Origin of the sequence: Streptomyces himastatinicus ATCC 53653, from assembly GCF_000158915.1 — a bacterium.
GTDB classification, from domain to species: domain Bacteria; phylum Actinomycetota; class Actinomycetes; order Streptomycetales; family Streptomycetaceae; genus Streptomyces; species Streptomyces himastatinicus.
On the sequence record NZ_GG657754.1, the window covers coordinates 7,324,006 to 7,345,359 of the forward strand.

Below are 21,354 nucleotides of genomic sequence, written 5' to 3' on the forward strand. Positions count from 1 at the left end.
AGCACGACGAGCAGCAGCCACCGCCGCTCGGGCAGATCGCGCCGCGCGAGCCCGGCGAGACCCAGCGCGGCGGCGAGCCCGGAGCCGAGGACGGCGACGACGGAGGCGGCCACGGTCCAGCCGCCGGGCAGCCACGCCTCGCCGAAGTGCAGATACGCCACCCAGTTGCCCGCGCCGCGCAGCGTCTCGGTGGCGGCCATGGTGGCGGTGGTGGTGTCGGCCTGCTCGATGTACGGCAGGAAGTTCTCGCCGTACACCCCGAGCAGCAGCAGCGGTACGACCCACCACAGCGTGGCCAGCAGCACCCCCGGGATCCACCACCCCAGCAGCGCCCACCGCCGCCGCCCGGCGGGGCGGCTGAGCAGATACAGCGCGACCGGCAGCAGCGAAGCGAGCGTGGAGGCGGCGTTGACGCCGCCCATGCAGGGCACGAGCAGCGCGGAGCGGGCGGCGGCGATACGGGGGAGGCTCGCCGGGTTGGTGAGCGGCAGCACGACCCACGGCAGCAGCGCGCCGGGCAGCGCGGCCGCGGAGGTGGAGCCGACGACGATGGTGAACACCGGCCACAGCGCATATCCGGCCGCGCCCAGCAGCCGGGTTGCCGGACTACCGATGTGCAGCCGCTCCGCCAGCCGCAGCGCACCCCAGAACGCCACCGTGACGATGAGGGACATCCACAGCCGCTCGGCGAACCACACCGGGATGTGGAGGAGGTGGGTGAGGGCGTAGTACGGCAGCATCGGGAACGCGTAGCCGACGTACTGGTCCGCGATCCCGCCGAACCCCGCCCGGTCGTGCCACAGCGAGCCGAGGTCGGCGAGGAAGCCGAACGGGTCGAGGACGACCGGGAGTTTGGTGTCGAAGGACATCTTGCCGGGCGAGGGCGCGAGGAACGCCACCAGGACGGCGGCCCAGAACCCGAACAGCCAGCGCCGTCCGCGCGGTCGTTCACCGGGGGCGGGCGGCGGCGGGGCGGCCGGGGTGCGCACCTGGGGCGGGGACGGGACGACCTGGGTCATGGCGACCGCCTAAGGATCAGGAGGAGGTTCCACGTCGCGACCTCCCGCAGCCCCGGCACCCGTGTGACCGCCTCGGTGAGGAACGGCCAGTAGCGGGAACGCGCCGAGACCACGGTCACGTCCGCGCGGCTGCGGACGTGGCGCAGGACGGGGCCGATGTGGAGGGGGAAGAGGTTGTCGCCGAGCGTGTGCTTGGCGGCCCGGCCGGTGCGGCGCCGGTAGCGGGCGCGGGCCCGCTCGGCGCCCAGATAGTGCCAGGGCGCCCACTCGTGGCCGCCCCAGGGGGAGAGCCAGTTGGTGTACGAGACGTAGATCAGCCCGCCGGGGCGGGTGACCCGCGCCAGCTCGCTGAGGAAGGTGTACGGATCGGCCACGTGCTCCAGCACATTGGAGGAGAACGCGATGTCGGCCACGCCGTCCGCGAGCGGCAGCAGATATCCGTCGGCGAGGACGGCCCCGGCGGGTGGATGCCCCCGGGAGTGCAGCTCAGCGGTGTCCGGCTCGAAGAGATGGGCCTGGGCGCCGTGGCGGCGGAACTCCTCGAGTGAAAGTGGTCGCTGCCGCCGCCCACGTCGACCACCACCCGCCCGCGCAGCGGCCCGGCGTACCGTGCCACTTGCTGTGCGGCGTCCCGGGCGAGGAGCCGGTAGCAGTGTTCGGGGTCGGTCTGTTCGCGCAGGAAGGCGCGGAAGAGGGCGACGGAGCGACGGATCGAGGGGTCCCGCACGGCGCTCACCCCCAGGGTCTGAAGGACGACGACAGGGGGGTCAACGGAGCGGGCGGGACGGAGGGGAGGGGTGGTGGCGCCGACAGATACGCCTCGGCGGCGACGGCCCGGAAGCCCCGTACGGTCGCGCTCCACCGGAACCGCTCCGCACGCAGCCGCGCCGCCCGGCCCAGCGCCTCGCGCCGCTCCGTACCGAGCGCGAGCGCACACCAGGCGGCGGCGAACGAGCTCTCGCCACGCTCCAGTACGCCCGTCACCCCGTCGTCGACGGAGTCGCGCAGCCCGGGGATGTCGAAGCCGAGCGTGGGGGTCCCGCGGGTGGCCGCCTCCATCACCACCAGGCCCCATCCTTCGATCAGGGAGGGGTGCAGCAGCAGCCACGCCTGGCACAGCAGCCGGTGCTTCTCCTCCTCGGTGACATGGCCGGTGAAGGTGACACCGGGACCGGCCATCGCCTCCAGCCGGGCCCGTTCGGGGCCGTCGCCGACGATGACGAGCCGCCCGCCGGTGACCGGCCGCACCCGCTCCCACAGCCGTAGCAGCAGGTCGACGCGCTTGTACTCGACCAGCCGTCCCATCGCGAGGAACAGCGGCTCACGGGAGGCGGGCAGCAGAGGGCCCGGTTCCTCGACGCCGTTGTGCACCACCCGGATCCGGGTCCGGTCGACGCCGAGGGAACGCAGCGCGGCGGCGGTGGAGTCGGAGACGGCCATCATGAGGTTGCCGCGGTGGGTGCCGGCGAGCGCCCAGTGTTCGAGGCGCCTGCCGAGCCGGGCGGCCGGGCCCCGGAAACGCATCTTCCACAGATCTGTGTGGACGTGGTTGACCAGGCACAGGGTGGGGCCGCGATGCCAGAGCGGGGCCAGATAGGGCAGTCCGTTGCACACCTCGACCAGCAGATCGCAGGGGCCGACCCGGTGGGCCAGGGTGTGCGGGGTGCGCAGGAAGTGGCCCAGCTCGCCGAGGGTGCGCCCGTGGCCGCCCGCGGACACCACCTGGTAGCCGCGGGCGTCGGCGGGACCGCCGCACACCAGGGTGACCTGGTGGCCGTGGGCGGTCAGCCCCTCGGCGATCCGGTCCACCAGCAGCTCGGAGCCGCCGGCCGCCGGATTGCCGAGGTCGCGGCGTGCGAGGAAGACGATCCGGCGCGGGTCCGGCGTCGTGGCTTCGGGCACGGCGGTGGTGTTCGGGGCCGTGGGGAACGTTCGTACGTGCTGGGGCATGGCAAGGTGCTCCAACTCGTCTCAGGGTGCGGAGACTTCGTGGGAAGACTGCGGCTTCGTAGGAAGACTGCGAGGGGGGAGACGTGCCGAACCGGGGGTGTGCGATGGGGTGATGCTCGTGGGGTGGTCAGTTTTCGCTTCCTTGTTCGCCCCGGCTACTCACAGGCGTGACAAATTGACCGCCTCCGGCAGCTGACGCTTCATCACATCGCGCAGTATCACTCACGCGCGTCCGCCTCCCCCGCACCACCAGCACCGCTCCCGCCACCGTCAGCACCGCCCCGGCGATCCCCGCGGCCAGCGGTGCGGTCTCGCCGACCAGCTCCAGCCTGCGGTTGTCGTCCCTGGCCAGCTTCACCTGGCCGCGCTGGGTGGCCTCGGTGAACGCCAGCCCCTCACCGCGCAGCAGCGTCACCCGGTCCCGGTCGCCACCGGGGGCGCGCAGGGTGACCTTGGGCGATATCCCGGCGAAGAGGATCCGGCCGGTGCGGCGGTCGGCCACGAGCTCGATGCCGGTGTTGGCGTACCACTCCTCGGCCTGCACCTGGCCCTGCTTGCCCCGCCCGACCAGCCGCCCGGGCACCTGGCGGGTGCCGGTGCGGGTGGGCTTCACGGTGCCGGTGAAGCGGTAGCCCTCGTACCCCTGGATCTTGGAGGTGCCGGAGAAGCGGAGCGGGACGGTGTCCCCCAGCGTGCTGTCCCACCAGCGGTACGTCTGCTTCTTCACATCGAACGGGAACTTCAGGTAGGCGTCCCCCTGGAAGGGCCCCGGCGACTCGCCGCAGCAGTGCACCGGCTCGTTGGTGCGGCGGTCGGTGACCCAGCGCTCGGTCTTCCACTGGAAGGCCCGGCGCGGATCCCGCAGCCGCAGGGTGCGCGGGGTGTCGACCGTCGTCGACACGTCCCAGACGGCGCGCCCGGTGCGGTCGCTGTCGTGGACGTCGCCGAGCACCCGGCGGGTGATGGTCAGCCGCTGGTCCCGCACCTCCTTGACGTCGCCTGTGTCGAAGTAGCTGCCCGGGCCGGTGAACACCGTGGTCACGTCGGTGTCGATCGGTGTGCGTTTCGCCCGCGGTTCGACGTACCAGGCCAGCAGGGGCGCGAGGACGAGGAGGAAGACGCCGAGTCCGAGCGGGACCAGCGACAGCGGCCAGAAAGCGGATGAAGTGGGTGATACCGAGCGGCGCATGGCAGGCACTCCGTCTCGATGCGGCCGGATATTACCGGCGAGTCTTAGGCCCGGGACCGTAAGCGCAGGGTTGACGGAGTGTCAATCCTCCTTCCATGCTGGGGAGTTGCCGGGCCGGGCCGGTGCGCACGCCATACGGAAGGGGCTCACCGCGCCATGCCCAGACTGCTCGCCGCCGCCGTGACCTGCGTCCTCTCCGCCGCCCTCGCGGTCGGCGCGGCGCTCGGCATCGTCGCCCTGCTGGGCGTCACACCCGACCAGCCGAACGTCCCCCTCGTCACCTTCCCGACCTCCTCGGATCCTGGTCCCACCGCGACCCCGGCGGTGAAGCGATAAGGGCTCCGGAGATGGCCTCGCCGTTACGTTCGGCCTGGCGGGAGGTGCCCCGGTCGCGGGTGCGCCACTTCGCCCGGCTCGCCCTGGACGAGGTGCCGGTCCTCGCCGAGGACATCTTCCGCGAGATCCGCCGCGAGTACCCCAACCTGGTCATCGTCCCGGACGAAAGTGGCGAGCCGGTGGCGCTGGTGGGCATCCGGCGCGCCCTCGAACACTTCGTCCGTGACGTGTCCGACGGCTCCGGCGGACCCCGTGAACACCCCGAGGTCTTCCAGGAGTTCGGCCGCGGCCAGGTCCAGCACGGCCGCAGCCTCGACTCCCTCCAGGCCATGTACCGGCTGGGCGTACGGCTCGCCTGGCGCCGCCTCGCCGAGATCGGCCAGCAGGTCGAGATCCCCGCGCCCGCCATGTACGAACTCGCCGAGTCCGGCTTCGAGTACCTGGACGGACTGGTCGCCGAGTCCATGCGCGGCTACGCCGAGGCCGCCGCGCGCCAGGCGGGGGAGCGGCTGCGGCTCCAGCGCCGGCTGCTCGACCTCCTCCTCACCGAACGCCCCCGCAAGAGCCCCGCCGACGCCGACGCCCTCGCCGAACGGGCGGCCCGCATCGGCTGGCCGCTGCCCGAGCGGGTCGCCGTCGCCGTACTGCTGCGCCCCGCGCGCGAGGCGCTGGCCCCCGCCGTCGGCCGGGACGTCCTCCTCGACATGGAGTGCGAACAGCCCCGCATGGTGCTCCCCGACCCCGAGGAGGCGGGCCGCCCCGAGCTGCTGCGCCGCGCCACCGCCGGGTGGTCGGGCGCGGTCGGCCCGCCCGTACCGCTCGCCGAGGCCGCCAAGTCGCTGCGCTGGGCGGAGGCCGCGGTCCGGCTCATGGAGCGGCGGCTGCTGCCCGCCGGGGAGGTGCTGCACTGCACCGAGCACACCGAGGCGCTGGTGCTGCTGCCCCCGGAGGAGCTGATCGACGCCCTGGCCCGCCGCCGCCTCGCCCCGCTCGCCGGATGCGGCCCCGCTCAGGGGCGCCGCCTCGCCGAGACGCTGCTGGCGTGGCTGGAGACGCGGGGCGGGGCGCCGGAGATCGCGGACCGGCTGGGGGTGCATCCGCAGACCGTGCGCTATCGGCTCCGGCAGATCAGGGAGCTGTGGGGCGACGAGGTCGAGGACCCGGACCGCCGCTTCGAGCTGGAGCTGGTGCTGCGCGCGCAGCGGCTCCGCGGCGATCTGCTGCCGCCCGCGCCGTAGGGATTCTCGCGGCACCTCCGTATCGTCGATGACCTCAGGGTCTTTGCCCGGCCATTGCCGGGAGAAGTGGCCTGCGCGTAACCTGTGTTCGCGATACCGGCCACCGGCCGGAATCTCGAACACTTGTTATCTGGACCAGAAGGGGTGGGCGAACCACATGGGACGCCTCGTGCCCGCGGTGACCCGGGCTCTGGACATTCTCGAACTGTTCCTCGACGGCGACGGCACGCTCTCCGCCCCCGAGATCACCCGCCGCCTCGGACTGCCCCGGACCACCGTCCATGAGCTGGTGACCACTCTGGCCGCCCGCTCGTATCTGGTCCACGTACCCGACCAGCCCGGTCGCTACCGGCTCGGCGTGCGCCCGTACCAGCTCGGCAGCCGGTACGCGGAACAGCTCGACCTGGCCGCCGAGGGTCAGCAGGTGGCGCGGAGCGTCGCCGAGACCTGTGACGAGACCGTCCATGTAGCCATTCTGGAGGGCACGGACGTCATCTACATCGCCAAGGTCGACTCCACCCATGCCGTGCGCATGGTCTCCGCCGCGGGCCGCAGGCTGCCCGCCCACTGCACCTCGGTCGGCAAGATGCTGCTCGCCTCCCTCCCGGAGGACGAGCTGACCGCCCGGTTCCCCGCTGACCGGCCGCTCGTCGCCATGACGGACAACAGCATCACCTCCGCCGCCGAGCTGCACCGCCACCTGGCCGCCGTACGGGAGCGCGGCGTCGCCGTCGAGCGGCAGGAGTCCAACCCCGATGTGAGCTGCGTGGCCGCGCCGGTGCGGGATTCGGCGGGCAAGGTGGTGGCGGCGCTGTCCATCTCGGTGCCGACGATCCGCTGGAGCGAGGAGCGCCAGGCGGAGCTGGAGGAGCTGGCGGCCAAGGGCGCGGGCGAGCTGTCCGTCCGCCTGGGACACCGGAGGCGTGGAGTATGAGCCCGCGGGGATGGGACGTGGCGGTCCGGGCGACCGCCGAGCTGGGCGAGGGGCCCACCTGGGACGCGACGGCCGGGCGGCTGATCTGGGTGGACATCCTGTCCGCCCGCGTCCACACCTACGACCCGGCCACCGGCCGGAGCACCACCCTGGCCACCGAGCAGCACGTCGGCGCGGCGAAGCCGCGGGCGGGCGGCGGGCTGGTGGTCAACCTGCGCGACGGGGTGGGGCTGTACGACCCCGTAGAGGGCTTCCGCTGGCTGGTCCGCGACCCCGTCCCCGGCCGCCGCGGCAACGACGCGGCCGTCGCCCCGGACGGTTCGCTGTGGGCGGGCACCATGCGCTACGACGAGGCGGCGGGCGGCGGCACCCTGTCCCGCATCGGCTCCGACGGCTCCGCGGCGGAGATCCTTCCGGACGTGGCGGTCAGCAACGGCACCGGCTGGAGCCCGGACGGCCGCCTCATGTACTACGTCGACTCCCCGACCCGCCGCGTCGACGTCTTCGACGTGACGGAGGAGGGCGGCGTGGCCGGCCGCCGTCCCCTCGCCCATATCGAGGACGGCGCGGGCTTCCCGGACGGGCTGTGCGTGGACGCCGACGGATGCGTATGGGTCGCCCTCTGGGACGGCGCCGCGATCCGCCGCTATACGCCTGACGGCACACTCGATCGGGTGATCCGGCTGCCGTTCCCCCGGCCCACCGCGTGTGCCTTCGGCGGGGCTGGGTTGAGCGATCTGTACGTCTCCTCGGCCCGGGTCGGCCTGGGCGCCGCGGCCCCGCCGCTGGCGGGGTCGGTGCTGGTCATCCCGGATGCGGGGCGGGGGCTGGCGCAGCCGGCGTTCGCGGGCTGAGCGCGGGCGGGGGCGACGGCTCTCCCCACAGGATCCTCACCCTTCCCGCTCCCATGCTGTGTGCAGGTCACATAACCTGCCGGGCGAATGAACGACGCGCACACGTCTCGTAGAAGGCCGAAGCGCCGCGGCCGCCGCGCCCGCCGTGGGCGCGGCCGCCGGGTGCTGATCATGGCCGCGGTGCTGGGTCCCGTCCTGGCCGCGGTGTTCGTGGCGGAGCTGGCCACGGAGGGGTACTGGCGGGCGCCGGTGCCGAAGCCGTCTCCGGAGCGGACGGAGGGGTCGGAGCGTCCGGTGGCGGACCGTACGCACTCCGCCGAACCGGGCGCCACGAGGACGCCCACCCCGTCCAAGCGGCCTGGTGACCACGACCCCAGTCCGTCGGACCGGGACGAAGCACCCCCGTCCGAAGCCCCGGCCGAGCGGCCCCCACCCCAGGGAACAACCCGGGCCCCAGCCCCCACGACCCACGCACCCCCGCCATCCCAGGTGGCCCCAACCCCCACACCCACCACCCCGTCGCCGACATGCACCCGTTTCCTGTGGTGGTGCGCCTGACCGCGGCTGTCCAGCGAAACCGGCTAGCGGCGGACCCGATAGCGCAGGTGGAGCACCCGATCGCCCTGGATCACGACGTGCGGGTCCTCGAGCAGATGCTGGGCATCGACTGATCCGAAGTACCGCTTGCCCGAGCCGAAGACCACAGGCACGACGTCCATGGCCACCTCGTCCACCAGGCCGAGGGCCAACGCCTGCCCGCCGACGTCGCCCGCCGCCACAGCGACGGTGCGCCGGCCTGCGAGGTCCTTGGCCTTCGCGATCGCCTGTGCCACATCGTCGACGAAGTGGTACGGCGCCTCGGGGTGCCATCCGTCGGGCTCGGGCCGGTGCGACACCACGACGATATGTTCCCCCGCCGGCGGCGACCCCTCCCAGCCGTTGGTGATGTCGAAGACGTGACGCCCGACCACAAGCGACCCGATGTTCGCCAACATGGGTTTGACGTACTCCGCCGAAACCTGCGAGACCTTGGCGTATTCGCTGAGCTCGGTGTCGCCGTTGGAGTACCAGTCGAAGAGAGGGCCGACTTGATCGTCCGCATCGGCGATGAAGCCGTCGACGGAAACGACGTTCGAAGGCCGCCGTGGCGACCCACACGCCGTGGTCGGCGGCGACCCGGCGGGCGCGCTCGCCATGGACCTCGGCCTCGTGATCGGCGTGGACAACCCCGGCCACGTAGCCGTCCATGCCCAGCGCGGCCGTCGTCGCGGCGTGCTCGGGGCAGCCTGTGTCGCGGCAGACGGCGAGCCCCAGCGCCCATCCGTCCACGTCGATCACGGCGGGCTCGCCGGGCGTGAAGTGGGCGGCCTCGCTGCCGTGCAGGCAGACCTTCCCGTAGGCCACGCGCGGGCCGTCTCCGGCTACTGCCAGGATGCCGATGTGCGGACCCGGCACAGGTGCGCCGACCAGGGCGAGCGTCCCGGTCTCGGCGCACGCGGCGACGATCGGAGCCAGCCGTACGTCGTCCGGGGAGCCCTGTCGAATCGCACGATCACCCTGAACAGCGGGCCGCGCAGCTTGCGGCGAGATGGGTTCAGCGCGGTTTCAGTGCCCTGGAGCCGAGGACTCCGGCTGCGGCGTGACGCCCAGCATGCGTTGCAGCAGGTCCCGCAGCACCGTCCGCTCATCCGCCGACAACCCGGCCAACGGCTCCCGCGCGAAGTCCAGCGAGCCCCGCAGCCGCTCGGCGGTCTCGCGGCCCGTCTCCGTCGCGGCGGCGAGCTTGACGCGCCGGTCGGCGGGGTCGAGGCGGCGCTCGGCGAGCCCGCGGGACTCCAGCCGGTCCACGATCCCGGTGACGTTCGACGGCTCGCACTTGAGCTGCTGCGCTATGCGCCGCATCGGCGTCGGCCCCCGGGAGAGCAGGCCCAGGACGCGGGCCTGGGCGCCGGTGAGGGCGTGCTTGGCGGCGGCTTCCTCGTACTCCTCGTGATAGCGGGCCACGATGGTGCCGATGAGCTCGACGACCTCGAGGGTCAGCGGGTCGGTGCGGGACGTCATGCCCCTCAGGTTACCCATTTACTTGACAGCATGAAATATCGAGTCCCATGATTGTTTCAGATAGTGAAGTAAGTATGAGGAGGCTCCCCCCCATGTCCGCGATCCCCGCCACCGGCCGTGAATGGCACCTCGTCGCCCGCCCCCAGGGCTGGCCGAAGCCGGAGGACTTCGCGCTGCGCGAGGTCCCGGTGGCCGAGCCGGGCCCGGGCCAGGTGCTGGTCCGCAACCTGTACATGTCGGTGGACCCGTACATGCGCGGGCGGATGAACGACGTGAAGTCGTACGTACCGCCGTTCCAGCTGGACCAGCCGATGGAGGGCGGCGCGGTCGGCACGGTGATCGCCTCGAACGCGGAGGGCATCGCGGTCGGCGCGCACGTCCTGCACTTCGGCGGCTGGCGCGAGTACGCGGTGGTGGACGGCAAGCGCGCGGTGACGGTGGACCCGGAGGTCGCCCCGCTCACCACGTACCTCGGCGTGCTCGGGATGACGGGCCTCACCGCCTACGCGGGGCTGCTGGAGGTCGCGTCGTTCAAGGAGGGCGACGCGGTGTTCGTGTCCGGTGCGGCGGGCGCGGTCGGCAGTGAGGTCGGCCAGATCGCCAAGCTCAAGGGCGCCTCGCGGGTCATCGGCAGCGCGGGCTCGGACGAGAAGGTGCGGCTGCTGATCGAGGAGTACGGCTTCGACGCGGCGTTCAACTACAAGAACGGCCCGGTCGCCGAGCAGCTGAAGGAGGCCGCCCCCGACGGCATCGACGTCTACTTCGACAACGTCGGCGGCGAGCACCTCGAGGCGGCCCTCAGCAGCCTCAAGGTGCACGGCCGCATCGCCACCTGCGGGATGATCTCGATCTACAACGAGACCGAGCCGCCCGCCGCCCCGCGCAACATGGCGCTGTTCATCGGCAAGCGGCTGCGCATGCAGGGCATGTTGGTCAACGACCACAACCACCTCCAGCCGCAGTTCTTCGAGGAGGTCGGCGCCTGGGTGCGGGACGGCAAGCTGCGCTACCGCGAGACCGTCGTCAAGGGCGTGGACAACGCGGTGGAGGCCTTCCTCGGCATGCTCCGCGGCGAGAACATCGGCAAGATGATCGTCTCCCTCGACAGCTGAGACGACTGACGCTCACGGAGTCCGCTCGGGGTCGGTGAACGCGGCGACCAGGCCATGGGGCGCGTCGTCGCCGAAGAGGTACTCATGCAGTTGGGTGCCGTCGGCGGCGGCTTCGGCGCCGCGGGGGAACATGGCCTGCTCGTACGAGGCCAGGGCGGTTTCGACGTCGTCCGGGTGGGCGGCGAGGGCCGCGCCGAGTTCGGCGCCGTCGTACATGGCCAGGTTGGCGCCCTCGCCGTTCGGGGCCGCGAGGTGGGCGGCGTCGCCGAGCAGGGTCACCCCCGGCACCCGGGCCCACCGGTGCCCGATCGGCAGGGCGTAGAGGGGGCGCGGGACCGGCCCGGCGTCGCTGTCGGTGATCAGCGCGGTCAGCTCCGGCGCCCAGCCGTCGAACTCCCCGGCGATCCGCGCGGCGGCCGCGGCGGCGTCGGTGAAATCGACGGCGTCGAACCACTCCTGCGGCGCGGTGAGCGCCACGTAGGTGTGCAGGGTGTCGCCCTTCTCCCGGTGGGCCTGGATCCCCTTGCCCGGCGCGAGCGCGAGCATCGACCCGCCACCGACCGCTTTCGCGGCGGCCGGGTGGCGGGTGTCGCTGTCGAACAGGTAGGTCTCGACGAACGATCTGCCGGTGTACGCGGGTGTGGCGGTCGAGAGCAGCGGGCGGACCCGTGACCACGCGCCGTCCGCGCCGACCAGCAGGTTCGTGACGACGGTGGTGCCGTCGGCGAAGGCCACCTCGTGGCGGCCCTCACCGAGGGCACGGGTACGGCTGACCTTGTGGCCCCACCGGACGGTGCCGGCCGGGAGCGAGTCGAGCAGGATCTGCCGCAGCTCGCCGCGCTGCACCTCGGGGCGGCCCCCGGTGCCGTCGTCGGGTCCGTCGAACAGGACGGCCCCGTCCCGGTCGAGGATCCGCATCGCCTGACGGCCGTCCAGGATGAGGCTGCGGAACTCGTCCATCAAGTCCGCTGCTCGCAGGGCCAGTTGGCCGTTGTAGTCGTGGATGTCGAGCATCCCGCCCTGCGCGCGCTCCGTCGGTGAGGCCTCCGCCTCGTAGACCGTGGCCGGGATGCCGTGGACGTGCAGGACGCGGGCGAGGGTCAGGCCGCCGAGCCCGGCGCCGATGATCGTGACGTGAGGGGTCATGGTGATTCCTTGCGTATCGCACGGGTGCCGGGCGGGCGCCCGGCGGGGTCACCGGAAACCTCCCAAGCCCCGCCGACAGGCCGCCGACACCGGTCACCGGCCGCCGATATCTGCCCGACACACCCCTACGGCAGGACCACCGTCGTCAGCGCGCGCGGCGGAAGTTCCACATCCAGCGCACCGCCCCGCACCACCGCCCGGCCGACCCGGCTCAGCGAGTGGGTCTCGTCGGTGCGGTACACGTCGCCGACACCCTTTCCGCCGCCGACGCGGAAGTCCGTACGGACCGCCTTCCGGCCCGTGTTCAGGATCTCCAGCACCCGGCCCCCGTCCCGGTTCCGGAAGGCCGTCACCTTCACGCCGTCCGCCGCGGCCGCCCCGGCAGACGCCGCCACCCGCACCGCACCCGGGCGTACGAAACGGCTGTACGCGGCGAGCGCCCACAGCCGCTTCGAGACGTGGTAGTCAGCGCCGTCGAGCTGGATCAGCCCCCGCGTCGCGCCCACCGAGGCGCCGAACCAGTACACATACGCGCTCGCCCGCGCGTCCGCGAGCGTCGTGTGGATCGCCTCGGCGACGGCGAGACCGTCGTAGCCAGTGCCGTCGTCCCACGCCTCGTTCCACGTCGTGCCGTTGGGGCTCCACTCCGACATCCAGGTGCGCCGGTCCGTCGGCAGCGGCTGGTCCGAGGGCGTGACGTACGGATGGCCGGTGTGCGTGTCCACGTACCGTGACGCCGCCGGGTCCGCCTCGATGGCCGCGCTGTACTCGGCCTGCTGCTTCCATCCGGCGGCGTCGCAGCACACCAGGTCGATCCCGGCGCGCCGGACCGCCGGGCCGATGGCCTTCACGGTGTCGGCCGCCTCCTTCGGCGTGAACTGCATGGAGGCGTAGGACGTGGCGAGATCCGGCTCGTTGGTGAAGCCCAGGTCGGTGATCCGGATGCCCTCCTGGCGGTAGAACTTCGCGTATTGCACGAGGTAGTCGGCGTAGGCGCGCCGCCACTCCGGCTTCAGGGTGCCGCCGTTCGCGTCCGTCCCGTTGGTCTTCATGTAGCCGGGGGCGCTCCAGGCGTCGGCGTAGAAGCGCTGCACGCCGTACCGTTTCGCCTCCTTGGCCAGCCACACCTGGCCGCCGTCCTTGCCGTCCCACTCATAACGCGGCGGGGCGTCCGGGCCGCCCGGGTCGGTGGGCTGGATGGACTTCATGTGGTCGTAGACCTCGTCCGAGGACGAGCCGATGCCGAGCCGCAGGATGCTGAGCCCCGCGCCGGTGCGCCGGTTCAGCAGCAGATCCAGCACCTCCCGCCGGTGTTCGGGGGTGAGCCCGCCCGCGCCGCGCATCAGATCGGCGCGCTGGAAGGCTTCCGAGAAACCGAAGCCATCGATCGGCTGGAGAGGTCTTCCGAAATCCGCGCCGGGGGTGGAAGGTTGCTCAGCGGCGGCGGACGGCATGGCCAGAGGGATCAGGGCGGCGGCGACTGCGCCGACGAGAGCGGTACGGACCGTCTTGATCACGAAAACTTCCCTTCCCAGGCTCCGAAAACTTCCGGAACGTTTCCGTAACGTCGGCCGCACGCTAGAGGCGGCCCCCAGCCCGGTCAAGAGAGCACACACCACACGGCACATGAGAGGAGAAACGCCGCATGACAACGCATCACCGCACCAGATGGCTCGCCCTGCCCGCCGCACTCCTGCTCGCCCTGCTCCCGGCCAGCGCCTCCGCCTACCCGAACCCGGGCCGGGTGACGGGCGACATCACCGTCCACGACCCGACGATGCTCCGCGCCGCCGACGGCACGTATCTGCTCTACTCCACCCACGGCGGTCTGGAGGCCCGTACCTCCACCGACCGGATCGCGTTCAGCCGCTCCGGGAACGCCTTCAACTCCCCGCCGTCCTGGTGGAAGACGTACTCCTCCGGCAACGACCCCTGGGCGCCGGACATCTCGTACCGCGGCGGCAAGTACCTGATGTACTACGCGGTCTCGTCCTTCGGCTCCAGCACCTCCGCCATCGGCTTCGCCACCTCGTCCAGCGGCAAGGCGGGCACCTGGACCGACTACGGCATCGTCCACTCCACCACCGGCAGCAGCAACTACAACGCCATCGACCCCAACCTCTTCGTGGACGACGACGGGAAGTGGTGGCTGTCCTTCGGCTCGTGGTGGTCGGGGCTGAAGATGATCCGCCTCGACCCCGCCACCGGCAAGAGTTACGCGGGCGACAAGACCGTCTACGGCATCGCCTCCCGGCCCACCGGCACCAAGGCGGTCGAGGGGCCGTCGGTCGTGAAGCGCAACGGGTACTACTACCTGTTCGCGTCCTACGACACCTGCTGCGCGGGCACCAGCTCCACGTACAAGATCAAGGTCGGCCGCGCCACCAGCCCCACCGGGCCGTACTACGACAAGAACGGGGTGGCCATGATGAACAACGGCGGCTCCCCGGTCCTGGAGTCCCACGGCCGCTACATCGGCCCCGGCGGTCAGTCGATCATGAGCGACACCGACGGTGACCTGCTCGTCTACCACTACTACGACGGCCAGGCGGGCGGCACCGCCAAGCTCGGCGTCAACCTGCTGAGCTGGAGCGGCGGCTGGCCGACCGCGTACTGACGCACGCGGGCGGGAGGCGTGGCGGGGGCGTTGACGCGCGGGCGGCCAGCTCTTACCGTCACGTTCGGATATGCGACCCCTATCCGACATATCGAACGGAACAGCAGAGAGGCGCCGCCATGCCGTCGACCGCCCCCGCCCGGTTCACCCTCGACCCCGCCTTCGCCGTCGGCGATGTCGACCCCCGCCTCTTCGGCTCGTTCGTCGAACACCTCGGCCGCTGCGTCTACACCGGGATCTACGAGCCCGGCCACCCCGCCGCCGACGAGGCCGGACTGCGCACCGACGTCCTCGATCTCATCCGTGAACTCGGGGTCACCGCCCTCCGCTATCCCGGCGGCAACTTCGTCTCCGGCTACAAGTGGGAGGACGGCACCGGGCCCGCCGAGGAGCGCCCCCGCCGCCTCGACCTCGCCTGGCGCTCGACCGAGACCAACCGCTTCGGGCTCTCCGAGTACATCGACTTCGTCCGCAAGGTCGGCGGCGAGCCCATGATGGCGCTCAATCTCGGCACGCGCGGTGTCGCCGAGGCCCTGGAGCTCCAGGAATACGCCAACCACCCCTCCGGCACCGCGCTGTCCGACCGCCGCGTCGGCCACGGCGACAAGGAGCCGTACGGCATCCGGCTGTGGTGCCTGGGCAACGAGATGGACGGCCCCTGGCAGACCGGCCACAAGACCGCGGAGGAGTACGGGCGGCTCGCCGCCGAGACCGCCCGCGCCATGCGGCAGATCGACCCGGACGTCGAACTCGTCGCCTGCGGCAGCTCCAACCAGGGCATGGCGACCTTCGCCGCCTGGGAGGCCACGGTCCTCCAGCACTCCTACGAGCTGGTCGACTACATCTCCCTGCACGCCTACTACGAGGAGCGCGACGGCGACCGCGACTCCTTCCTCGCCTCCGCCGTCGACATGGAGTCCTTCATCGAGAACGTGATCGCGACCTGCGACCACGTCGGCGCCCGGCTGAAGTCGAAGAAGAAGATCAACCTCTCCTTCGACGAGTGGAACGTCTGGTACCAGGCCCGCTTCCACGCCGCCGAGCCGCCCAACTGGGACGAGGCGCCGCGGCTGCTGGAGGACAACTACTCCGTCACCGACGCCGTCGTCTTCGGCTCGCTCCTCATCGCGCTGCTGCGCCACGCCGACCGCGTGACGGTCGCCTGTCTCGCCCAGCTCGTCAACGTCATCGCCCCGATCATGACCGAACCGGGCGGCCCGGCCTGGCGCCAGACCACCTTCTTCCCGTTCGCCCAGGCGTCGGCGTACGGCCGCGGCCGGGTGCTCCAGGTCGCCGTCGACAGCCCCGCGCACGAGACGGCGACGTACGGTGAGGTGCCGCTGCTGCACGCCACGGCCGTACGGAACGAGGAGACCGGCGCGGTCACCGTCTTCGCCGTCAACCGCGATCAGCACCGGCCGCTCCCGCTGGAGGTGGCGCTGCACGGCCTCGCGCTCGGCCAGGTCGTCGAGCACAGCGTGCTCGCCGACGCCGACCCGGAGGCCCGCAACACCCTGGCCGACCCCGAGCGCGTCACCCCGCACCCGGGCGAGGGCACGGCGCTCGCGGACGGGGTGCTGACCGCCACGCTGGAGCCGATGTCCTGGAACGTGATCCGTTTGGGGTGAGCGACAAAGAATTTGTATAGTGCATCTATATGAGTACGGTGCGCGAGATACAGGGATGGACATCAGCGGTGGGCCGCAGCTTCCGGGCGGCCCTCAGCATGGAACGCGTTCTCTCGGAGCCCGGCGCGATCGTACGGGCGGTCCTGGCGGTCATCGCCGCGGCGGTGCTCGGCGGGCTGACCGGCGATCCGCTGGCCTGGGTCATGATGTCCGTGGGCGCCTTCATCTGCGGCATCGGCACCCTGCTGGCGCCGGTCCGGCACCGGGCGGTGAACGCGTTCTGGATGGGCGCGGGCTTCTCGCTCGCCGCCCTCGCCGGGGTCTGGCTGCACCAGACCGGCTGGTACTTCCTGATCGCCCTCGCGGTCCTCGCGTACCTGGCCGGACTGTGGCGGGCGCTGGGCGTGGCGCCCGGCATCCGCGCCTGCCTCGTCGTCATCGGCTGCATGATCACCGCCGATCTCGCCGCCACGGTCGAGGTGGGTCTGGTGATGGTGCGATGGATGGCCGCGGGCGCCGCGCTGACCCTCGTCGCGCAGCTGCTGCCTCCGTACGGGCGGCGCCACCCCGCGCAGCGCAAGGCGCTCGCCGCGCTGTACGCCTCGCTGGCGGCGTACGCGCGTACCGAGGTCAAGGGGACCGTCGGCCACCCCGCCCCGGCGCCCTTCACCGCCGCCCGCAGGGCGCTCGATCTGCTGCCGCGCTTCGCCCGCCCCGCCGCGGCACCGCTCTACGGACTGCTCGTCGAAGCCGAACGCATCCGGCGCGCCCTGCTGCTCGCGGCCGACACCCCGAAGGCGCCCCACGAGGAGATCGCCGCAGCGCTCGACTCCGTGGCGCGCGCCCTGCGCGCCTCCCGCCGGGAGCCCCTCGCCCCGCACATCGCGCGGACGCTGGAGACCTGGCGCGGCCCGGTGGCCGACGAACTGCTGCCGTCACTGAACGAGGCCGGGCGGCTCGTCGCCCTCTGGGCCGACCGGGAGCAGCGGATTGCCGGGACGGCTGCGGGGGCTCCGGTGGCTGCGGGTTCGGGGAGTCAGGGGAGCCCTGAAAGCCCGAGCGCCCCGAGCGCCCCGGGCGGGCCGGGCGCCCTGAGCGGGCCGAGCGGCCAAAACGCCCCGGGCGATCCGCGCGGCCCGGAGTACCCGAGCGCCCCGAGCGAGCAGGGGGAGCCGGGCGCCCCGAACGGCCCGGGTGCCCTGGGGACTCCTGGGGCCGCGAAGGGCCAGGACCCCGTCCTGGACCTGTTCCCCGCCGAGCACCCCATCCGCGCCGGGCTTCGGCGGTTGTGGGGCGCGGCGCGCCCCGGCGACCCGCTGTCCCCGCACGCCCTCCGCGTCGCCGTCGGCACCACGGCGGCCGAGGCCGCGGGCCGCGCCCTCGGCGACTTCTGGGGCCATGGCCTGCCCGGGCACGGCTTCTGGGCGGCGCTCACCACCATGCTGGTGCTGTTCCCCGACTACGGACACACCTTCGCCCGCGGCTGGGCCCGCCCCCTCGGCTCGATCCTCGGCGGCCTCGCCGCCTGGGCCGCCCTGCTGCCCGCCTGGTGGACGCCGGACCGGCTGGTCGTCGCCGCGGTGCTGCTCACCGCGTGCGTCTTCCTCACCCTGCGCGTCGGCCAGTTGGTGCTGAACTTCTTCATCACCGCCTGGCTCGTCGTCCTCATCGCCCGCCTGGGCAAGGCCCCCGACCTCATCGCCTGGGGCCGTCCCGCGGACACCCTCCTCGGCGCGATGATCGGGCTCCTCGTCTTCCTCGTCCTGCCCACCTACCACCACGACCGGCTGTCCTCCCTGGTCGCCGCGTGGACGGACGTCCAGCGACGGCTGCTGAACGTCCTGGTCGGCGGGCTGACCGAACCCGGCGTGGTGCGGTACGAGGACATCGACGCCCTGCGCTCCCGCAGCCGCCACACCCGTGAACGCCTGGAGGCGGCGGTCGCCGCGCTCCGTCACGAACCGCGCGGCCACCGCGCCCGCTGGAACGCCACCGAGATCGAGGCCGTCCAGCGCTCGATCGCGGACCTCAGCCGGTGCGCGTCACAGCTGTACGCCGCGCAGCCACGCCGTGACGCCGACGCCGTGCCGGAGGCCGCCGAGATCGCGGCCCTCTTCGACACCCGGCTGACCGCCCTCGCCGACGCCCTCGACAGCGGCGCCCCGATCCCGGCCGCCACCGTACGGGCGTCCTTCGACGAGTCGGCCCGCCGCGGCGGCCTCACCGACCTCAGCGATCACCGCTCCCCGGACGGCATCGCCCACGCCCGGGCCCGCGCCCTGACCCTCTGCCTGCGCACGGCCCTGGCCGTCGACACCTTCGCCACCGGGCTGTCCCTCAGGAGCCCTTCACCGGGTTGACGAACGTCCCAGGGCGGGTGGCCCCCGACTGGTCGAGGATGCGGCCGCCGTACGTCCACTTCAGCTCGAAGGACGACTTCTGGTTCGGCGGGGTGACCACCACCGTCTTGGGCACGAGCTTGCGGGCGCCGGTGTCGGTCGTGGGCAGCAGCTGGAACGTGAAGTGGGTGTGACCGCCCGGCTTCAGCGTGGCCGGGGACGACTGCTCCGCCGACCGCCGCAGGTCCCAGGTCTTGCCGAAGATGTCCGGGGCACCGCCCACGACATCGGCGTACCACCCGGCGCTGAGCTGATCCGTGGCGCAGGCACCGTCACCACCGCCGGAGCCCGCGTCCGGCGGAGAGCGGTACGGCGTGACATGGGTCCCCAGCTGTCGTAGGCGTCGACCCCTCCCCGGGGCCTGACCCCCACCCTGTCCGCCACCGCTGATGGTCCACTGCCGACCGGCTAACGCCTCCCTAACAGCCCGCGGCCCGCACACGGCACGGAGCCATGTGCGGGCCTGCGTACGGTCAGACGACCAGCCACAGGGCGCCGGTCAGCAGGAAGCCGATCGTGCCCATCGCCGTCGTAAGGACGGTCCAGGTGCGGAGGGCGTCGCCGACCTCCAGGCCGACCAGTTTGGTGAACATCCAGTAGCCCGCGTCGTTGATGTGCGACAGCGCGAGCCCGCCCGCGCCCATCGCCAGGCAGATCAGGGCCAGTTGCTGCGGGGAGAGGTCCGTGCGCAGGAGCAGCGGGTTGATGAGACCGGCCGTTGTCACCAGGGCGACCGTCGTGGAGCCCTGCACCGCGCGCAGCAGCGCCGTCATCGCGAAGGCCAGTGCCAGCAGGGGGAGTCCGGTGCGGTCCAGGACGTCGGCCACGGCGTCGCCGATGCCGGTCTTCACCAGCACCTTGCCGAAGACACCGCCCGCGCCCGCCACCAGGATCACCATCGCCACGCCCGGCAGCGCCGAACCCATCACCTCGGAGACCCGCGCGCCCGACCAGCCGCGGCGTATGCCCAGGAAATAGGCGCTGAGCGCGGCGGCGACGAGCAGGGCGACCATGAGGGCGCCGAGGACCGTCAGAACGGCGCGCGGGGTGGAGCCCTCGGCGAGGGTGTTGGTGGCGACGGTGCCGAGGAGGATGAGGGCGATCGGGGTGACGATGAGGGTGAGGATCATGCCGAACGAGGGCGGATTCTCGACGCTCGTCGTCTCGTCGGCGGTGTCGCCGAAGACCTGCTCGCGGACGTCGGCCGTCATCGCGTACGTACGCCGCGTCATGCGCTTGGCCAGCAGATAGCCGATCGCGATCACGACCGCCGTCACCGGTATGCCGAACAGCAGCACCCAGCCCTGGTCCGCCCCGATCGTCGTCGCGGCGGCCACCGCGCCCGGATGGGGCGGCAGGAAGGCGTGCACCGTGAGCATCGCCGCGCCCATCGGCAGGGCGTAGACGAGCAGCGGCTTACGGGACGCCCGGGCCACCCCCGTACACGATCGGCATCAGGATGATCAGCCCGACCTCGAAGAAGACCGGGATGCCGAGCAGAAAACCGGCGGCCGTGAGCGCGAGCGGGGTGCGCTTCTCGCCGAAGCGCTCCATCAGCGAATGGGCCAGGGAGGCGGCGCCGCCGGAGAGTTCGATGATCCGGCCGATCATCGCGCCGAGGGCGATGATGGTGGCGATGTGGCCGAGCGTCGAGCCCATGCCCTCTTCGATGGTGGTGACGAGGTCCGCGGCCGGGACGCCCGCGGTGAGCGCCACCGCGATGCTCACGACGAGCAGCGCCACGAAGGGCTGGACCTTCATCTTGATGATCATCACCAGGAGCAGGGCGACTCCGGCGGCGGCGACGAGCAGCAGTGCGTTGTGGCTCATTGTCCGGCTCCCTCGGGGGCGTTCGGGGCGTTCGGGGAGAGGACCGTGACGATGGAGGAGTCGTCGCGTGCGGCGAGCCCGGCGCGTTCGCCCAGCAGATACAGCTGCTCGGCGGCCGAGGCCAGCGGCACCGGGACGTGTGCGTCCTTCGCGATCCCGGTCACGATGCCCATGTCCTTCACGAAGATGTCCAGCCGCGACCGCACCTCGACCGCGTCCGCCGCCTCCTCGTAGACCTGCGCCATACGCGGCCCCCGGTCGGCGAACATGAACGATCCCGCCGCGCCCTGGCTCAGGCTGTCGATCACCGTCCGCGGATCCAGGTCGAGCCCGCGCGCGAGGGCCACGGCCTCGGCGGCCGCCGCGATGTGCACGCCCGCGAGGAGCTGGTTGATCGCCTTGAGCGCCTGGCCGTCGCCGGGCTTGTCGCCGATGACGGTGAGCGTGGACGCGAGCCGCTCCAGCACGGGGCGCGCGGTGGCGAGGGCGTCGGGCTCGGCGCCGACGACGATCAGCAGCTCGCCGTTCCCGGCCCGCGTCGGCCCGCCGCTGACGGGCGCGTCCACGAGCCGTACGCCACGCTCGGCAAGCGCGGCGGCCGTCGCCCGGGCAGCGACCGGCCCCACGGTGCTGGTCAGGACGACCACGGCCCCGGCCCGCAGCGCGTCCGCCGCGCCGGTCTCGCCGAACAGCGCGCTGTCGACCTGGGCCTGATCCCGTACGGCGAGCAGAACGACATCCGCGCCTCGCGCGGCCTCGGCCGGGGTGACCGCCTCGTCGGCGCCCGAGTCGACGGCAGCGGCCCGCCGCTCGGCGGCGATGTCGAACACGGTCACGGGGAAGTCCCCGGCCGCGAGGCGCTGGGCCATGGGAAGCCCCATGGCCCCGAGGCCGATGACGGCGGTGCGGGGGGAGTTGTCGGTTTCGGAGGTGGCAGAAGGCATACGTGTTCCTGGGGAGGAGGGGAGTGGGTTTTGTGGGCGCCCGGTCCGCGAACCGGTCGACGGCGATGACTCGCCCGCGGGACCGGCCCGGGTGGGC

At 72.4% G+C, this 21,354-nt stretch carries 19 protein-coding genes and 1 pseudogene; 8 read left to right on the forward strand and 12 right to left on the reverse strand.

The window, feature by feature from the left end:
* The 4 genes and pseudogenes from SSOG_RS30920 to pgfA all read right to left on the reverse strand — a co-directional run.
* A partial coding sequence (locus SSOG_RS30920; RefSeq protein WP_039939107.1) for an alpha-(1->3)-arabinofuranosyltransferase domain-containing protein occupies positions 1 to 1,019 on the reverse strand: 1,019 nt, incomplete at its 3' end.
* Positions 1,016 to 1,746: pseudogene (locus tag SSOG_RS30925) on the reverse strand (class I SAM-dependent methyltransferase). The gene SSOG_RS30920 and the pseudogene SSOG_RS30925, both read right to left, overlap by 4 nt.
* Positions 1,747 to 1,751: 5 nt before the next feature.
* The gene (locus SSOG_RS30930; protein WP_009718199.1) at positions 1,752 to 2,969 is read right to left on the reverse strand and encodes a glycosyltransferase family 4 protein; all 1,218 of its coding nucleotides are present in this window, start codon (positions 2,967 to 2,969) and stop codon (positions 1,752 to 1,754) included.
* A gap of 127 nt (positions 2,970 to 3,096) precedes the next feature.
* Positions 3,097 to 4,158: a cell envelope lipid trafficking protein PgfA gene (pgfA, locus tag SSOG_RS30935; protein WP_078510443.1), complete on the reverse strand. Its 1,062-nt coding sequence runs from the start codon at positions 4,156 to 4,158 to the stop codon at positions 3,097 to 3,099.
* A 156-nt stretch (positions 4,159 to 4,314) separates the two neighbouring features.
* Here pgfA and SSOG_RS30940 point away from each other — a divergent pair, with 156 nt between their 5' ends.
* The 4 genes from SSOG_RS30940 to SSOG_RS30955 all read left to right on the forward strand — a co-directional run bounded on the left by SSOG_RS30940 (position 4,315) and on the right by SSOG_RS30955 (position 7,520).
* Entirely contained in the window at positions 4,315 to 4,494 is a 180-nt protein-coding gene (locus tag SSOG_RS30940) for a hypothetical protein (protein WP_009718201.1), read from the forward strand.
* A gap of 11 nt (positions 4,495 to 4,505) precedes the next feature.
* Positions 4,506 to 5,732, forward strand: coding sequence for a PucR-like N-terminal domain-containing protein (locus tag SSOG_RS30945; RefSeq protein ID WP_009718202.1), 1,227 nt, complete (start codon positions 4,506 to 4,508; stop codon positions 5,730 to 5,732).
* 157 nt (positions 5,733 to 5,889) lie between these two features.
* A complete protein-coding gene (locus SSOG_RS30950; RefSeq protein ID WP_009718203.1) occupies positions 5,890 to 6,666 on the forward strand; it encodes an IclR family transcriptional regulator in 777 nt (258 codons plus the stop codon).
* Entirely contained in the window at positions 6,663 to 7,520 is an 858-nt protein-coding gene (locus SSOG_RS30955) for an SMP-30/gluconolactonase/LRE family protein (RefSeq protein WP_009718204.1), read from the forward strand. Before SSOG_RS30950 ends, SSOG_RS30955 begins: the two co-directional genes overlap by 4 nt.
* Positions 7,521 to 8,101: 581 nt before the next feature.
* On the opposite strand, the gene SSOG_RS30960 is transcribed toward SSOG_RS30955, so the two are convergent.
* Positions 8,102 to 8,716, reverse strand: coding sequence for a dihydrofolate reductase family protein (locus SSOG_RS30960; protein WP_009718205.1), 615 nt, complete (start codon positions 8,714 to 8,716; stop codon positions 8,102 to 8,104).
* A 409-nt stretch (positions 8,717 to 9,125) separates the two neighbouring features.
* Entirely contained in the window at positions 9,126 to 9,581 is a 456-nt protein-coding gene (locus tag SSOG_RS30965; RefSeq protein ID WP_039939110.1) for a MarR family winged helix-turn-helix transcriptional regulator, read from the reverse strand.
* Positions 9,582 to 9,673: 92 nt separating this feature from the next.
* Here SSOG_RS30965 and SSOG_RS30970 point away from each other — a divergent pair, with 92 nt between their 5' ends.
* On the forward strand, positions 9,674 to 10,693 hold the full coding sequence (locus SSOG_RS30970; RefSeq protein WP_039939111.1) for an NADP-dependent oxidoreductase: 1,020 nt from the start codon (positions 9,674 to 9,676) through the stop codon (positions 10,691 to 10,693).
* A 12-nt stretch (positions 10,694 to 10,705) separates the two neighbouring features.
* On the opposite strand, the gene SSOG_RS30975 is transcribed toward SSOG_RS30970, so the two are convergent.
* Together SSOG_RS30975 and SSOG_RS30980 are read right to left on the reverse strand one after the other, a co-directional pair.
* On the reverse strand, positions 10,706 to 11,839 hold the full coding sequence (locus SSOG_RS30975) for an FAD-dependent oxidoreductase (protein ID WP_009718209.1): 1,134 nt from the start codon (positions 11,837 to 11,839) through the stop codon (positions 10,706 to 10,708).
* Positions 11,840 to 11,964: 125 nt separating this feature from the next.
* Positions 11,965 to 13,356: a glycoside hydrolase family 30 protein gene (locus tag SSOG_RS30980; protein ID WP_009718210.1), complete on the reverse strand. Its 1,392-nt coding sequence runs from the start codon at positions 13,354 to 13,356 to the stop codon at positions 11,965 to 11,967.
* A 128-nt stretch (positions 13,357 to 13,484) separates the two neighbouring features.
* On the opposite strand from SSOG_RS30980, the gene SSOG_RS30985 reads away from it, so the two are divergent.
* From SSOG_RS30985 to SSOG_RS30995, 3 genes are all read left to right on the forward strand, one after another.
* Complete coding sequence (locus tag SSOG_RS30985) at positions 13,485 to 14,456, forward strand: arabinan endo-1,5-alpha-L-arabinosidase (protein WP_009718211.1); 972 nt, start codon at positions 13,485 to 13,487, stop codon at positions 14,454 to 14,456.
* A 119-nt stretch (positions 14,457 to 14,575) separates the two neighbouring features.
* A complete protein-coding gene (gene arfA / locus SSOG_RS30990; protein ID WP_009718212.1) occupies positions 14,576 to 16,084 on the forward strand; it encodes an arabinosylfuranosidase ArfA in 1,509 nt (502 codons plus the stop codon).
* A gap of 29 nt (positions 16,085 to 16,113) precedes the next feature.
* Positions 16,114 to 18,444: an FUSC family protein gene (locus tag SSOG_RS30995; RefSeq protein ID WP_009718213.1), complete on the forward strand. Its 2,331-nt coding sequence runs from the start codon at positions 16,114 to 16,116 to the stop codon at positions 18,442 to 18,444.
* On the opposite strand, the gene SSOG_RS54100 is transcribed toward SSOG_RS30995, so the two are convergent.
* The 4 genes from SSOG_RS54100 to SSOG_RS31010 all read right to left on the reverse strand — a co-directional run bounded on the left by SSOG_RS54100 (position 18,422) and on the right by SSOG_RS31010 (position 21,257).
* Entirely contained in the window at positions 18,422 to 18,706 is a 285-nt protein-coding gene (locus SSOG_RS54100) for a DUF4232 domain-containing protein (RefSeq protein ID WP_050800023.1), read from the reverse strand. The genes SSOG_RS30995 and SSOG_RS54100 overlap by 23 nt on opposite strands.
* A gap of 250 nt (positions 18,707 to 18,956) precedes the next feature.
* Entirely contained in the window at positions 18,957 to 19,919 is a 963-nt protein-coding gene (locus tag SSOG_RS31005) for a GntT/GntP/DsdX family permease (protein WP_009718215.1), read from the reverse strand.
* A complete protein-coding gene (locus SSOG_RS57595; RefSeq protein WP_281048133.1) occupies positions 19,900 to 20,313 on the reverse strand; it encodes a GntT/GntP/DsdX family permease in 414 nt (137 codons plus the stop codon). Before SSOG_RS57595 ends, SSOG_RS31005 begins: the two co-directional genes overlap by 20 nt.
* On the reverse strand, positions 20,310 to 21,257 hold the full coding sequence (locus SSOG_RS31010) for an NAD(P)-dependent oxidoreductase (protein ID WP_009718216.1): 948 nt from the start codon (positions 21,255 to 21,257) through the stop codon (positions 20,310 to 20,312). The genes SSOG_RS57595 and SSOG_RS31010 overlap by 4 nt, the downstream gene beginning before the upstream one ends.
* Between the last annotated feature and the right edge of the window lie 97 nt (positions 21,258 to 21,354).